The 13,724-nt window shown below is 53.1% G+C and carries 13 protein-coding genes and 1 other RNA gene; 2 read left to right on the top strand and 12 right to left on the bottom strand.

What is annotated here, in order from left to right:
- Positions 1–5 precede the first annotated feature (5 nt).
- From Q3O06_RS04510 to Q3O06_RS04490, 5 genes are all read right to left on the bottom strand, one after another.
- Entirely contained in the window at positions 6–1,796 is a 1,791-nt protein-coding gene (locus tag Q3O06_RS04510; RefSeq protein WP_301817885.1) for a DNA recombination protein RmuC, read from the bottom strand.
- 338 nt (positions 1,797–2,134) lie between these two features.
- Complete coding sequence (locus Q3O06_RS04505) at positions 2,135–2,923, bottom strand: cytochrome c1 (protein WP_025457453.1); 789 nt, start codon at positions 2,921–2,923, stop codon at positions 2,135–2,137.
- 14 nt (positions 2,924–2,937) lie between these two features.
- Complete coding sequence (locus tag Q3O06_RS04500) at positions 2,938–4,287, bottom strand: cytochrome b (RefSeq protein WP_003677248.1); 1,350 nt, start codon at positions 4,285–4,287, stop codon at positions 2,938–2,940.
- Positions 4,288–4,305: 18 nt separating this feature from the next.
- Positions 4,306–4,887, bottom strand: coding sequence for a ubiquinol-cytochrome c reductase iron-sulfur subunit (gene petA / locus Q3O06_RS04495; RefSeq protein ID WP_301817884.1), 582 nt, complete (start codon positions 4,885–4,887; stop codon positions 4,306–4,308).
- A 122-nt stretch (positions 4,888–5,009) separates the two neighbouring features.
- The gene (locus Q3O06_RS04490; RefSeq protein WP_301817883.1) at positions 5,010–5,759 is read right to left on the bottom strand and encodes a Nif3-like dinuclear metal center hexameric protein; all 750 of its coding nucleotides are present in this window, start codon (positions 5,757–5,759) and stop codon (positions 5,010–5,012) included.
- Between the two features lie 129 nt (positions 5,760–5,888).
- On the opposite strand from Q3O06_RS04490, the gene Q3O06_RS04485 reads away from it, so the two are divergent.
- Positions 5,889–6,818 carry a LysR family transcriptional regulator gene (locus Q3O06_RS04485; RefSeq protein ID WP_301817882.1) on the top strand — a complete coding sequence of 310 codons (930 nt, stop codon included), beginning with the start codon at positions 5,889–5,891 and terminating at the stop codon, positions 6,816–6,818.
- Between the two features lie 154 nt (positions 6,819–6,972).
- Here the strand turns inward: Q3O06_RS04485 and rpsI are convergent, their stop codons facing one another.
- From rpsI to ppc, 7 genes are all read right to left on the bottom strand, one after another.
- On the bottom strand, positions 6,973–7,365 hold the full coding sequence (rpsI, locus tag Q3O06_RS04480) for a 30S ribosomal protein S9 (RefSeq protein WP_002227789.1): 393 nt from the start codon (positions 7,363–7,365) through the stop codon (positions 6,973–6,975).
- A 9-nt stretch (positions 7,366–7,374) separates the two neighbouring features.
- Positions 7,375–7,806 carry a 50S ribosomal protein L13 gene (rplM, locus tag Q3O06_RS04475; protein WP_002215010.1) on the bottom strand — a complete coding sequence of 144 codons (432 nt, stop codon included), beginning with the start codon at positions 7,804–7,806 and terminating at the stop codon, positions 7,375–7,377.
- Between the two features lie 177 nt (positions 7,807–7,983).
- Positions 7,984–8,163, bottom strand: a non-coding RNA gene (gene ssrS / locus Q3O06_RS04470) — 6S RNA.
- Positions 8,164–8,168: 5 nt separating this feature from the next.
- On the bottom strand, positions 8,169–8,474 hold the full coding sequence (locus Q3O06_RS04465; RefSeq protein WP_118793019.1) for a cell division protein ZapA: 306 nt from the start codon (positions 8,472–8,474) through the stop codon (positions 8,169–8,171).
- Positions 8,475–8,484: 10 nt separating this feature from the next.
- On the bottom strand, positions 8,485–8,814 hold the full coding sequence (locus tag Q3O06_RS04460; protein WP_301817881.1) for a hypothetical protein: 330 nt from the start codon (positions 8,812–8,814) through the stop codon (positions 8,485–8,487).
- Between the two features lie 54 nt (positions 8,815–8,868).
- On the bottom strand, positions 8,869–9,858 hold the full coding sequence (locus Q3O06_RS04455) for an NAD(P)H-dependent glycerol-3-phosphate dehydrogenase (protein WP_301817880.1): 990 nt from the start codon (positions 9,856–9,858) through the stop codon (positions 8,869–8,871).
- Between the two features lie 122 nt (positions 9,859–9,980).
- On the bottom strand, positions 9,981–12,683 hold the full coding sequence (ppc, locus tag Q3O06_RS04450) for a phosphoenolpyruvate carboxylase (protein WP_301817879.1): 2,703 nt from the start codon (positions 12,681–12,683) through the stop codon (positions 9,981–9,983).
- Positions 12,684–12,728: 45 nt separating this feature from the next.
- On the opposite strand from ppc, the gene Q3O06_RS04445 reads away from it, so the two are divergent.
- Complete coding sequence (locus Q3O06_RS04445; protein WP_301817878.1) at positions 12,729–13,622, top strand: HesA/MoeB/ThiF family protein; 894 nt, start codon at positions 12,729–12,731, stop codon at positions 13,620–13,622.
- Positions 13,623–13,724: the final 102 nt, after the last annotated feature.

Here is a 13,724-nt window from a genome sequence, read left to right as displayed (position 1 = left end):
CCTTCCTATTCGGCTTCGTCAGCCGCCTTCTGTTCCGAAGGTTTGCCCAAAGCAAATGCCGTCTGTTCGTTGGCACGCTCGACCAAATCCCGTTGAAGCTGTTTGCCTGCCTTCACGCCCAACAGACGCAGTTTCTCGGCGCGTCCGACTAGATTCCCGCGCCCCTCGGCAAGTTGCTTAAATGCCGTCTGAAAGCTGTTTTGCGCCTGATCGATGCCTTTGCCGACGCTTTCGAGCGTCTGTACGAAGCCGACAAACTTGTCGTACAGCTTGCCGCCTTCGTCCGCAATCGCCAGCGCGTTTTGGTTTTGCTGCTCGTTGCGCCAAATATTCGCCACCGTCCGCAAAGTCGCCAGCAGCGTACTGGGGCCGACCAGCATAATCCGTTTGTCGAAACACTCTTGGAACAAGCCCGCGTCATTCTGCAACGCCAACAGGTAGGCCGGTTCGACAGGGATAAACATGAAGACGAAATCCAATGTGTTCACACCTTCCAAATCGGTGTAATCCTTCAGCGACAAGCCTTTCATATGCGCGCGTATGCTGGCAACGTGTGCCGCCAACTCGCGTGCCGCCGCATCCGCATCCGCCGCCTGCGTATAGCGCACATAAGCCGTCAGCGAAACCTTAGAATCAATCACAATCTGCTTGTTGTCAGGCAGGTTGACCAAAACGTCGGGCTGGAGACGGCGCGTGCCGCCGTCTTCCTCTTTTCGGACGGATGCCGCCTGAACCACATATTCCCGCCCTTTCTGAAGACCGGAATTTTCCAAAACCGTTTCCAGAATCATCTCGCCCCAATTGCCCTGAACCTTGTTCTGCGTACCGGTCAGCGCGTTGGTCAGTGCCTTTGCCTCGCTGTGCAGCTGCGCATTCAACCCTTGAAGCCGTTTCAATTCGTTTTCCAAAGTCAGCCGCTCGCGCGATTCTTTGTCATAAGTTTGCCTGACCAACTCGCCGAAACCGTGGATGCGTTCGTTCAACGGGTTCAAAACCTGATGGAGCTGCTCCCGGTTCTGCTCGGTAAAACGGCGGCTTTTTTCTTCCAAAATCGTGTTGGCAAGATTTTGAAACTGATCGCTCAAGCTCTTGCGCGCCTCGCCCAGTAAGGACAGCTTCTCTTCAGAAGCAAGGCGTTCCTGTTCGATTTGCGTTGCCAAACGTTCGTTTTCAACCGCCAAACCCTGTACCTTTTCCTGCAACTCGGTATGCGACTGCCTCAACCGCTCCGCTTCCGCCTCTTTTTCCTGCAAATGGGCAATCTGTTTTTCGGCGGCGGCAAAACGGTTGCCCACATCGGAAAGATCGTTTTGCACGTCGCGGACAGTTTGGCGGCTTTCTTCCAAATCGGTTTCGATTCTTTGGCGGATTTGGCGTTCCAGCGCATATTGGTCGGCAAATGCCTTCCGCTCCTGCCCGAGCTGCGTTGCCAAACGTTCGTTTTCAACCGCCAAACCCTGCGCCTTTTCCTGCAACTCGATATACGACTGCTTCAGCCGAACCGATTCCGCCTCTTTTTCCTGCAAATGGGCAATCTGCTTTTCGGCTGCGGAAAAACGATTGCCCAAAGCATAATTTTCGTCCTGCAAATGCTCGTATTTCCCATCCAAAACGGCCAATTCCGATGCAATTTCTGCGTGTGCCTGTTCAACAAAATCACATCTTGCCGCCTTTTCCGCCAATTGCGCGTTCAATACGGCTAATACACCTTGAAACCGGCTCTTCATCAGTAACCATGTAAACAACACGCCTGACAGCAAAGCCGCCAGCAATAGCAACACAGTCATCAGCTCCATAAATCATCCTAATATTCAAACATTTTCACACCGGACAAAACCGCCGCCTATTCCGATTCTACCTGTTTGTTCGACATAGCTCCAAAAAATATAGCGGATTGGCTTTAAACCTGTTCGACATCGCCTTACCATGCTGCTTACGGTTTCAGACCTTTTCCTAATTCAATATCAATCTGCCACAAACCCTGATTAAGTTCCCGATGTCTGACATTTTTAGAATGATGCCGTCTGAAATGTTGCAGCTATGTTCAGACGGCATACGGATTCAGACTTTTCAAACGGCAGGCAAAATGAAAAAAGGGCAAACCCTAAAGGATTTGCCCTTTTGTTCCAACCGCTTAATGTACGTCTTTCCAATATTCTTTTTTCAGGAAGTATGCCAAAGGCAGCATAACCGCAAATAGGAAAATCATCACGATATAGCCTATACGTTTGCGTTGCAGTTGTGCAGGCTCGCCCATGTACACAAGATAGTTTACCAAATCGCGTACATATGCGTCGTACTCTTTTTGGATCACTTTGCCGTTCGGCAGACGGCGGCTGTGCAGACCGGTAGATTCCCAATACAGCTTAGGCTTCATCTCGCCGTGTTCGTCTTTTACCATAACCGGCTGACCTTTGGCATCCAACTCAACGGCTTGAACACCTTGTTGCTCCCACAGCGGGTGAGGCATACCGACTTTATCAAATACGGTATTGTTCCATCCGCTCGGACGCGTAGGATCCTTATAGAATCCGCGCATATAGGCGTAAAGGTAGTCTGCACCTTTGGAACGCGCAATCAACGTCAAATCGGGCGGAGCAGCACCAAACCATTTTGCCGCATCTTTAGGATCCATTGCAGCATGCATCACATCGCCGACATTATCGGTGGTAAACATCAGGTTTTTCTTGATTTCTTCGTCAGTCAAACCGATGTCTTTCAAACGGTTGAAACGCATACCGCTTGCCGAGTGACATGACAGACAGTAGTTGGTAAAGATTTGTGCGCCGCGCTGCAAGCTTACTTGGTCGCGCAAATCGATATCGACTTTCTCATAGTGTGCATGACCGCCCGAAGCAAATGCCGCACTCATGGGTACTGCCAACAGTAAGGCAGCAAACCAGTTTTTCATAACTTGTTTCATTTTAACTGCCCTCATCAGATGTTGGTTGCAAACAGATATGCACAAACCGCCGTAATACCTACATAAACAAAAAACATGATTTTCTGTTTGGCGGTACTCATGGTTACACGTTCAGGAACCGGTTTGTTAGTATCCAGTTTGGTATAGAACGGCATACCCAAGAAGAATGCAAAATAAACGAAGGACAGGATGCGCGCAACCAAAGTACGCGTATCAGTTGCCACCATCGCACCCAAAATACCCAAACCGATAAAGGCAATAATGAACAGAACCAATGCGGTTTTAAAGATCGGGCCACGATAGCGGACGGATTTAACCTCGCCTTTATCCAGCCAAGGCAACAGGGCAATCAGTACAACTGCCGCACCCATACCGATTACACCCCATACCTGTGTTCCCAAGAACGAGGGAATCGCACGCAAAATGGCGTAGAACGGAGTGAAGTACCATACCGGTGCAATGTGCGGAGGTGTTTTCAGCGCATTTGCTGCATCGAAGTTTGGCGCTTCCAAGAAGTAGCCGCCGCCTTCAGGTGCAAAGAACAACACGGAACAGAAGACAATCAGGAATACAACAACACCCAAGATGTCTTTAACGGTGTAGTAAGGATGGAATGGGATACCATCGCGCGGGATACCGTTTTCGTCTTTGTTTTTCTTGATTTCAACGCCGTCAGGGTTGTTAGAACCCACTTCGTGCAGGGCGATGATGTGCGCCACAACCAAGCCGAGCAATACCAGCGGTACGGCGATAACGTGCAGGGCGAAGAAGCGGTTCAAGGTAACATCGGAAACGTTGAAGTCGCCGCGGATCCAAGTGGACAAATCAGGACCGATAACAGGGATGGCGGAGAACAGATTAATAATCACCTGCGCGCCCCAAAAGGACATCTGACCCCAAGGCAGCAGGTAGCCCATAAAGGCTTCCGCCATCAATGCCAAGAAAATCAAAGAACCGAAAATCCATACCAACTCACGGGGTTTTTTGTACGAACCGTAAATCAAACCACGGAACATATGCAGATAAACAACAATGAAGAAGAAAGATGCGCCGGTGGAGTGCATGTAGCGGATAATCCAACCGCCGGACACGTCGCGCATGATGTACTCTACTGCGGTAAAGGCAGCAGGCAGATGGTAGGCGTTAAGGTTGCCATCCGGTTTGTAGTTCATAGTCAGGAAAATACCGCTGACGATTTGAATCACGAGGACAAGCAAGGCTAAAGAGCCGAAATAATACCAGAAGTTGAAGTTCTTTGGTGCGTAGTATTGAGCCAAATGCTCATTCCACATCTTAGACAGGGGGAAACGAGCGTCCATCCAGCCTAACAATGCTTTTGCTTTGCTATTGGTTTGGTTTGCCATAATTATCGTTCCTTATTCTCAGTCTTCGCCCACCAAGATGGTAGTATCGCTCAGATATTTGTAAGGCGGTACGACCAAGTTGGTCGGCGCAGGAACACCTTTATACACCCTGCCTGCAATGTCGAATTTCGAACCGTGGCAGGGGCAGAAAAAGCCGCCCTTCCAGCCCGCACCCAAATCGGCAGGTGCAATGTCGGGACGGTAGGTCGGCGAACAGCCCAAATGGGTACAGATACCGATAGCAACGAGAATGTTCGGTTTAATCGAACGTGTCCCGTTTTTCGCGTATTCCGGCTGTTGTTCCACATCGGAATTGGGATCGGTAAGTTCGCCGTTCAGGCCTTTCAGGTCTTTAAGCTGTTGATCTGTGCGGTTGACCACCCAAATCGGTTTGCCTTGCCACTCAGCAGTCAACATCTGACCCGCTTCGATTTTGCTGACATCCACTTCGACGGCAGCACCGGCGGCCTTGGCTTTTTCCGAAGGGAAAAAACTGGCCACAAACGGCGTTGCCACACCCAATGCTGCCACTCCGCCTGCGCCGCAGGTCGCAAGTGTCAGGAAACGGCGGCGGCCGTTATTGATTTCTTGATTATCCATTATTCAGTCGTCCTAATATTTTGGGAATACCGAGCCATTAAACATTGCAATTTTACCCAGTTTGCAGTGATACTCAAAGCATTATTTAAAATAAGGTAAAGTTTTATGATATTTCTCAATACTCAAGCCGGGTTGTTTTCGTCAAAATGGCACACTTCCAACCCGAAAGCCTCTGCCGCCGATTCTGCCAGCGCGCGCGCACCGTAGCGTTCCGTCGCGTGATGCCCTGCCGAAATGAAAGCCGTACCCGTTTCATTGGCGAGGTGGTATTGGGCTTCGGAAATTTCCCCCGTCAGATACAGATCGACGCCTTCATCTATTGCCGTCTGAAAAAAGCCCTGTGCACCGCCGGTACACCATGCGACCCGTCGGATTTCGTGTTCGGGATTGCCGATGACGACAGGCTTGCGTTGCAGGACAGTTTCAATGTGCGCCGCCAATGCACCGAGTGTCTTGGCTTGTTTCAGGCAGCCCGAGTTGAGCAGGTCTTGTTCTCCGAACCGTTTTTCTGTCGCAAAACCCAATCTGTCGGCGAGTTGGGCATTGTTGCCCAGTGTGGGATGTGCATCCAGAGGCAGATGGTAGCCTGCCATATTGATGTCGTGCCGCAACAGTGCGGCAATCCGTTCTTTTTTCCAACCGGTAACGGTCGGCAGCTCGCTTTTCCAGAACATACCGTGATGCACCAAAAGCAAATCTGCCTTCTGCTCCACAGCAAAATCAATCGCTGCCCTGCTTGCCGTTACCGACGTAACGATTTTCCCGATATATTCCCTCCCTTCAACCTGCAAACCATTGGGGGCGTAATCTTTAAACGATGCCGTCTGCAACGTTTCGTCGCACCAGGCTAAAAAATCTCTGCGCAAAACCATATTTTTTCCTGTCATTTCCAAACAAGCGGGCATTCTAACCGCAAATGCCCGAAACGCCCATTTTTCCGATTTGCACCCGCATATGAATTATTTTAATATGCGCCGGTTCAATATGCCGTCTGAAGCCTTATGGATTCCATCATCGAATTGCGCCACCTCAAAACCCTGCTGGCACTTGAAGAAACCGGCAGCGTCTCCCTTGCCGCCAAACGGGTTTTCCTTACCCAATCCGCACTTTCCCACCAAATCCGTATGCTTGAAAACCACTACGGCACGCCGCTGTTCGAACGCAAATCCACGCCCTTGCGCTTTACCCCGGTTGGAGAAAGGCTGCTGCGCCTCGCCCACGAACTGATACCTCAAGTTGCTGTTGCAGAACGAGATTTGGCGCGAATCACGGAAGGGGAGGCAGGAGAGCTGCGGATTGCCGTCGAATGCCATACCTGTTTCGACTGGCTGATGCCCGCCATGGGCGAATTCCGCCCGATGTGGCCCCAAGTCGAACTGGATATCGTATCGGGATTCCAAGCGGATCCCGTCGGGCTGCTGCTGCAACACCGCGCCGACCTTGCCATTGTTTCCGAAGCGGAAAACCAAAACGGTATTTCTTTCCAACCGCTGTTTGCCTACGAAATGGTCGGCATTTGCGCCCCGGACCATCCGCTTGCCGCCAAAAACGTTTGGACGGCGGAAGACTTTATCGGGGAAACCCTGATTACTTATCCCGTTCCCGACGAGATGCTGGATTTGCCCAAAAAAATCCTGATTCCGAAAAACATCAACCCGCCACGCCGGCACAGCGAACTGACCATTGCCATCATCCAACTGGTTGCCAGCAGACGTGGCATTGCTGCCCTTCCCTATTGGACAGTCATGCCCTACCTTGAAAAAGGCTATGTCGTCCACCGCCAAATTACTGCCGACGGACTGCAAAGCAAACTGTATGCCTCCGTCCGCACCGAAGATACGGACAAGAGCTATCTGAACAATTTTTGCCAAATCATACGAGAACGCGGTTTTGCAGATTTGCCCGGACTGAGCGAATTGGAACCGGTCTGATTTCCCTTGTTCAAACCATACCCGGGCGTTTTTTCTATTTTTCATCTACTGTTTTTGATTTTTACCCAATCCGTAATCTTTAGATTAACAATGGAAAACCGTCTGCTACAAATAAAAAACCCTGCGATAAGCAGGGTTTTTTGAATTTCCAACATTAACGTTTGGAGAATTGTTTTGCACGGCGTGCTTTGCGCAGACCTGGCTTTTTACGTTCAACTTCGCGGGCATCGCGGGTAACAAAACCGGCTTGAGACAAGGCAGGTTTCAGCGCGGCATCGAAGTCGATCAGGGCACGGGTAATGCCGTGGCGGATTGCGCCGGACTGGCCGGTTTCGCCGCCGCCGACAACATTAACTTTGATGTCGAAAGATTCGGCGTTTTCAGTCAGAACCAAGGGTTGGCGAACAACCATTCGGCTGGTTTCGCGTGCGAAGAATTCGTCAACGGGACGGCCGTTTACGATGATTTGACCTGTACCTTTAGTCAGGAATACACGAGCCACTGAACTTTTGCGGCGGCCTGTGCCGTAGTAGTATTTACCGTTCATGTCGTGTCCTTATTTCAGTTCCAAAACTTTGGGTTGTTGCGCGGCATGGGCATGCTCCGCACCAGCGTACACTTTCAGTTTTTTAATCATGGCGTAACCCAGCGGACCTTTGGGCAGCATGCCTTTTACGGCTTGTTCCAAAGCGCGGCCCGGGAATTGCTCTTGCATTTCGCGGAAAGTGCGTTCGTAGATACCGCCCGGGAAACCGGAGTGGCGGAAGTATTTTTTATCTTCGAATTTGGCACCGGTTACACGCAGTTTGTCCGCATTGATAACAATGATGTAATCGCCGGTATCGACGTGGGGGGTGTATTCAGGTTTGTGTTTGCCACGCAGACGGCTGGCGACTTCGGCTGCAACGCGACCCAAGACTTTGTCTTGGGCATCGATGACGAACCATTCGCGCTTCACCTCGTGGGGTTTCGCTGAAAAGGTTTTCATAGTGGAAATCCAGATAGATATAGAAAGTTATGGATTTTAAAGACAGGATTTGATTTTGTCAATCGCATTACTGCGTTACGGAAGGATTTTCCGGATTTCAGCAAACTACATACTGCTTTTTCGGGCGGGGCGGCGGCCAATGTGAAAAACCGCATCGTTGCGATGCGGTTTTGAATGGGAATCCCCGCGAGAGCCGTTTCGGCCGAATCCGCTTGAACCTTGCTGACAAGGCGGCTGCCCCGGGTAGTTTCGGGTGCGTCCGCAAAAGGACGCTCGCGCCCACTACTGCTCCCGGCAACCTTAAGCGAACTTATTGGTTCAAAGGAATATATGCCTTCGCGGACACCGCAGGGAAAAAGGAGTTATTCCTGCGCCAAGCGGGATAGTGCTTTTTGGCAGGCGTTGTCCATGTCGGTTATTTTACGCGCAAAATCGCCGATTGCCAAATCGCCGCCGTTCAGGGAGGTTTTCAACAGGTCGTGGACGACGTTGAGCGCGGCCATGATGACGATTTTTTCGCTGTCGGCAATGCGTCCGCCTTCGCGGATGGCTTCGGCTTTGCCGTTGAGCATTCCGACTGCCTGCAACAGTGTGTCTTTTTCTTCTGCCGGCGTGTTGACGGTCAGCCGGGCGTGCATGACTTCGATGTGGACTTGTTCGGTGTTCATCCTTTAATCCTTATTGCTGCGTTTCCTGCCGTTGGGGGAGGCGCGCCGCCAGTGCGCTGATTTTTTCCCTGCTCTGTTCGAGCAGGCTGCGGTATCGTGTATTTTCGTCCGTCAGGCTGTCAATCTTGTTTTGCAGGTCTTCCTTGAGTTTGCCGACTTGGACGAGCAGGGCTTCGCTGAGTTCGTCGACGGCGGTTTCGTGTTCGAGTTTCTGCCGATCGTGCGCCCGTTTGAGTTCGGCGACGGTTTCTTTGAGGCGGCGGTTTTCGCTGACGAGGGTTTCGAATTTTTGTACCAGCGTATAAACGCTGCTTTCGAGTTTTTCGATATTTTGTTTCATAACCTTACCTGTCCGTATGCCGCCTGAAGGCTTCAGACGGCATCTGTCTGTTGTTTATTCGAAACGCGCGCTGCGTTCCATCAGCCTTTCGACGACCTGCTGCGGGGTCATTTCTTTGCGGATGAGTTGCAGCAGGGTTTGGGTAATCGGCATATCGATTTGGTACTTACAGGCAGTATTGAAGACTTCTTCTATCGTACTGACCCCTTCTGAAACGTGCCCGATTTCGACAAGCACCTGATGCAGTTCCTTGCCTTCTGCCAAACCCAAACCGACGCGGCGGTTGCGTGAGAGTGCGCCGGTACAGGTCAAGATGAGGTCGCCGATACCGGCCAGCCCCATCATGGTTTTGGGCTGTGCGCCCATTGCGGAGGCAAGGCGGGTGATTTCGGCGAGTCCGCGCGTAACCAGTGCGGCACGGGCGTTGAGTCCGTATTCGAGTCCGTCGGACAATCCGGTAGCAATCGCCATAACATTTTTTACCGCGCCGCCAACCGCCACGCCGATGACATCCGTGCTGCCGTAAAGCCGCATGACGGTCGTGTTGAGCTGCGGTACGAGTTCTTCAATCCACTCTTGGTTTTCGGAGGCGAGGACGACGGCGCAGGGCAGTTGTTTGGCGAGTTCCTGTGCAAAACTCGGACCGGAGAGTACGCCGATTTTTTTGTTGTCGGGCAATACTTCTTTCAAGACTTGGAAGGTCAAAAGTCCGGTATCCTGCTCGAAGCCTTTGCAGGCGGCAAGGACGGGGAGGTGTCCCGCGCCGTACTGTTTGAGCAGCTCTGCGCTGCTTCTCAATCCGGCAACGGAGGTTACGATAAGGACAAGTTCGCTGTCTTTGAGCGCGTCTGCCAAATCCGCACACACTTCCAAGGTTTCGGGAAAGGAAAAGCCCGGCAGTCCGCGTTTGTTTTCACGCGCTTCCTGCATTTGGCGGACTTGGTCTGCGTTGCGCGTCCATAGGGATACGCGGTTGCCGTGTTGGGAAAAATGCAGGGCGAGCGCCGTACCCCACGAACCTGCGCCGATAACGGTAATTTTCATTGGTCGTCTTTCAACATATCACTGCCGTTCACTTTAAAACAATCGGTGTCTCTCTGCAAGTGCGGTCAGGGAAATGCCGTCTGAAAGGCGTTCAGACGGCATTTTGCCCCGATGCGGCACTATCAGCCGGTATTGCGCAAACCTTGCGCCACGCCGTTGATGGTCAGGTGAACCATCAGCAGCGCGTGCGGATTGTCGGGCTCTTTGCGCAGGCGTTTGAGCATGGCGACTTGCAGGCCGTTGAGGGCGTTCAGGTATGGAATCCTCAAGGCGAGCGAACGGGCAAGGCTGCGGTTGTCGCGCAGGAGATCTTCGGTTTGCAGCAGGTCGAGCAGGGCTTTGCGGCTGCGTTGATATTCTTCCTTGATCATGCCGAAGATGACTTTTGCTTTATCAGGCGATTCGCTCAAGCCGGCATAGTTTTCCGCCAAGGTGATGTCGGTTTTCGCCATCACTTGTTCCATATTGGAGAGCATCGCTTGGAAGAAGGGGTTGTTTTGGGCGTGTCCGCGCAGGGCGGCGAGGGTTTCGGGGCTGCCTTCGCACAAGGTTTCCACCGCGCTACCGAAGCCGTACCAAGCCGGCAGCATGAGGCGGTTCTGCATCCATGAGAATACCCACGGAATCGCGCGCAAGTCCTGAATCCGCGCTAGGGTTTTGCGGCTGGCGGGGCGGCTGCCGAGGTTGAGGGTGGCGATTTCCTGAATCGGGCTGGTTTGCAGGAAGTAGTCGATGAAGTCGGGGTGGGTAATCAGTTCGCGGTAGTATTTGAACGATACGTCCGACAATGCCTGCATCAGTTTGGCATCGGGGTCTTTTTTGTCTGTCGGGATGCCGGCCTCCAAAGTGGCGGCAACCAAGGTTTCCAAGTTGCGTTGTGCGTTGCCGGGGTCGGCGTATTTGGCGGTGATGACTTCGCCTTGTTCGGTAATACGGATTTGCCCCGCCACGCTGCCTGCCGGTTGGGCGAGAATGGCTTGGTAAGACGGACCGCCGCCGCGACCGACGCTGCCGCCGCGACCGTGGAACAGGCGCATGCGGACATCGTATTTTTTGAAGAGTTCGACCAGTCCCAATTCCGCCTGATACAGGCACCAGGAGCTGGTAACGTAGCCGCCGTCTTTGTTGGAGTCGGAGTAGCCGAGCATGATTTCTTGGATGTTGCCCCGGCTTTCGAGCAGGGCATCATACCAGTCGAGGCGGAACATGGTTTCCATGACCGGACAGGCGTTTTCGAGTGCTTCGATGGTTTCAAACAGCGGCACGATATTGATGCGGCTGCGCGGCTTGCCGTTTTCCACCGCCAACAGGCCGGTTTCTTTCAGCAGCAACGCCAAGGCGAGCAGGTCGCTGGGTTGTTCGCAGTTGGAAATAATGCTTTGGGTTACGGCATCTTCGCCGAATTCGTCTTTGATTTTGCGCGCTTCGTTGAAAATCGCCAGTTCGCGGCAGGTATGGCCGCTGTATGTGATGAACGGGCTGTACAGAGGGCGTTGGTGGCTCAATTCGCGCAACAGGGCGGCTTGTTTTTGCTCTTCGTTCAGGCTGTTGTAGTCTTCCAAACCCGCGTGTTGGAAAAGCTCGGCAACCACGTCGGCGTGTTTGCCTGCGTGTTGGCGCAAATCAAGCGGCATCATATGGAAGCCGAACACGGACACGCTGCGGATAATGTCGGCCAGACGGCCTTCTGCCAGCAGTCGGCTGCCGTTTTCGTGGAGCGAGCGTTGCAGTTTTTTCAGGTCGTTGAGGAACTCTTCAACCGAAGCATAAGGCTCGAGGAAGCCGAATTTGCAGCCCATACCCAAACCGAGCGCGCGCGCTTTGCCCATAGCGCGCGCCATAATGTAGGCGATGGCGCGGCGGTAGGGTTCTTCGGCGCGGGCGGTTTCTTCGTCGGGCGATTTGTCGGACAACGCCATCACATCGCCGTTGACCTTGACGCGGCGGATGGAGAGCGGCAGTTCGCGGTAGAGTTTGTCGAGTTCGCTGCGGTAAAAACGGAACACGGCATCGGCGTGGCGGCGGAAGGCAAAGCGCAGGGTTTCGGCAGAAACAAACGGATTGCCGTCGCGGTCGCCGCCGATCCAGCCGCCGATTTTGAGGATATTCGGAACGCAGACATCGGGATAGGCCGTCTGAAAGTCGTGTTCCATCTTGCGGTAGAGTTTGGGCAGGGCTTCAAAAAAGCTCATCGGGAAGATGGATACGCCGTTGTTGATTTCGTCGTTGACACTGAGTTTGTGGCGGCGCGTTTCGCTGGTCTGCCACAAGCCCAGAAGTACGGTGTCGATTTCGCGGCGCAGCCGTGCCAGCGCGTCGGCATGGGTGCAGCGTTCGCGTTGCGGCAGCAGCGCGCGGATGCGGCGGTTGAAATTCAAAACGGTTTGGCGTTGCACTTCGGTCGGGTGCGCGGTCAAAACGGCGGTAACGGACGTATTGTCCAACTGCCGCTGCACCGATTTGCCGTCGGCTTTCCCCGCTTTGAGCCTGCGGACGGTTTCCGTCAGGCTGCCTTCTGCTGCGTTGTGGCCGGCATCTTCGTGGATTTGGCGGCGGCGTTCGTGGTGCACGTCTTCGGCGATATTCAGAATCTGGGCGAACAGCCCGCAGGCAAGCGTCAGATCGTAGGTCTGCCGTTCGTCCAATTGCGGCAATACTTTTTCAATCAATGCCGCGCTGTCGTCGGAAGTGGACAAGAGTTTGACCGTTTCGACAACCAACGGCGATGCTTCCTCGTGCAAAAGGTTGAACAACGACTGTTTTAAAAATTCCGCGTCTGCCGCCAAGGCCGCATCCTTCGGATTGTTCAGAATATGCAGTTGCATGATTTTTCTCTCTCGTTTGCCGTAAATATTGTAAATGTACCTCAAATGCCGCGTCCGTGCCAAAACATTCACACTTTAACCGCCCGTTTCCCAAAATGCCGTCTGAAGTTGAACGCCGCCCGACGGCAGCGTTACAATCGCCCGCAACTGTTTTTTCTGAACATCATCATGACCACGACCGAACACGACAACGACGATGCATTCCTGCTGCGGTACAGCCGCCACATCCTCTTGGACGAAATCGGCATCGAAGGGCAGCAAAAGCTTTCCGACGCGCATATTTTGGTCGTCGGCTGTGGCGGATTGGGTGCCTCCGCCCTGCCCTACCTTGCCGCTTCCGGCATCGGCACACTGACCATAGCCGATTCCGACACGGTCGAACTGCACAACCTGCAACGCCAAGTCGCATTTGACGAGGGCGATGTCGGCAAACCCAAAGCCGAAGCCTTGGCAGACCGCCTGAAACGCATCAACCATACCGTCAACGTCCGCGCCGTCAACGAAAAACTCGACAGCGACCGCCTGACCGGTTTGGTTCAAACCGCCGACATCGTTTTAGACTGCTGCGACAACTATGCCACGCGCCAAGCCGTCAACCGTGCCTGCGTACAAACGAAAACACCGCTGGTTTCAGGAGCAGCGGTGCGCTTTGAAGGGCAACTTGCCGTGTACCGTCCCGACTTGCCCGACTCGCCGTGTTACGCCTGCCTGTTTGACGGCGGATCGGCTTCAGACGGCATCTGTTCCCTCTTCGGCGTGTTCTCGCCGCTGGTCGGCATCATCGGCAGTACCCAAGCGGCGGAGGCTCTGAAAATCCTGCTGGATGCGGGCGAACCGTCGCACGGCAGGCTGGCGGTTTACCGTGCCTTGGAAGGAGGCTGGCAATATTTCGACCTGCCGCGCAACCCCGAATGCCCGATTTGCGGCACGGAACGGTAAAACCCTGCCGCCGTTTCAGACGGCATCCAAACGGATGCGGAGGAACGGTTTTAAAAATTTAAAAATTTACATTTCTTTGCAAAAAAAAAAAAAAAAAAAAAA

Origin of the sequence: Neisseria maigaei (assembly GCF_958267405.1) — a bacterium.
Classification (GTDB): Bacteria; Pseudomonadota; Gammaproteobacteria; order Burkholderiales; family Neisseriaceae; genus Neisseria; species Neisseria bergeri.
This window is presented reverse-complemented; position numbering and strand designations above follow the sequence as displayed.

Coding starts and splice junctions, on each gene's coding strand:
- Q3O06_RS04510 (WP_301817885.1), bottom strand. CDS start 1,796: ATGGAGCTGATGACTGTGTTGCTATTGCTGGCGGCTTTGCTGTCAGGC.
- Q3O06_RS04505 (WP_025457453.1), bottom strand. CDS start 2,923: ATGAAACAAGTTATGAAAAACTGGTTTGCTGCCTTACTGTTGGCAGTA.
- Q3O06_RS04500 (WP_003677248.1), bottom strand. CDS start 4,287: ATGGCAAACCAAACCAATAGCAAAGCAAAAGCATTGTTAGGCTGGATG.
- petA (WP_301817884.1), bottom strand. CDS start 4,887: ATGGATAATCAAGAAATCAATAACGGCCGCCGCCGTTTCCTGACACTT.
- Q3O06_RS04490 (WP_301817883.1), bottom strand. CDS start 5,759: ATGGTTTTGCGCAGAGATTTTTTAGCCTGGTGCGACGAAACGTTGCAG.
- Q3O06_RS04485 (WP_301817882.1), top strand. CDS start 5,889: ATGGATTCCATCATCGAATTGCGCCACCTCAAAACCCTGCTGGCACTT.
- rpsI (WP_002227789.1), bottom strand. CDS start 7,365: ATGAACGGTAAATACTACTACGGCACAGGCCGCCGCAAAAGTTCAGTG.
- rplM (WP_002215010.1), bottom strand. CDS start 7,806: ATGAAAACCTTTTCAGCGAAACCCCACGAGGTGAAGCGCGAATGGTTC.
- Q3O06_RS04465 (WP_118793019.1), bottom strand. CDS start 8,474: ATGAACACCGAACAAGTCCACATCGAAGTCATGCACGCCCGGCTGACC.
- Q3O06_RS04460 (WP_301817881.1), bottom strand. CDS start 8,814: ATGAAACAAAATATCGAAAAACTCGAAAGCAGCGTTTATACGCTGGTA.
- Q3O06_RS04455 (WP_301817880.1), bottom strand. CDS start 9,858: ATGAAAATTACCGTTATCGGCGCAGGTTCGTGGGGTACGGCGCTCGCC.
- ppc (WP_301817879.1), bottom strand. CDS start 12,683: ATGCAACTGCATATTCTGAACAATCCGAAGGATGCGGCCTTGGCGGCA.
- Q3O06_RS04445 (WP_301817878.1), top strand. CDS start 12,729: ATGCCGCGTCCGTGCCAAAACATTCACACTTTAACCGCCCGTTTCCCA.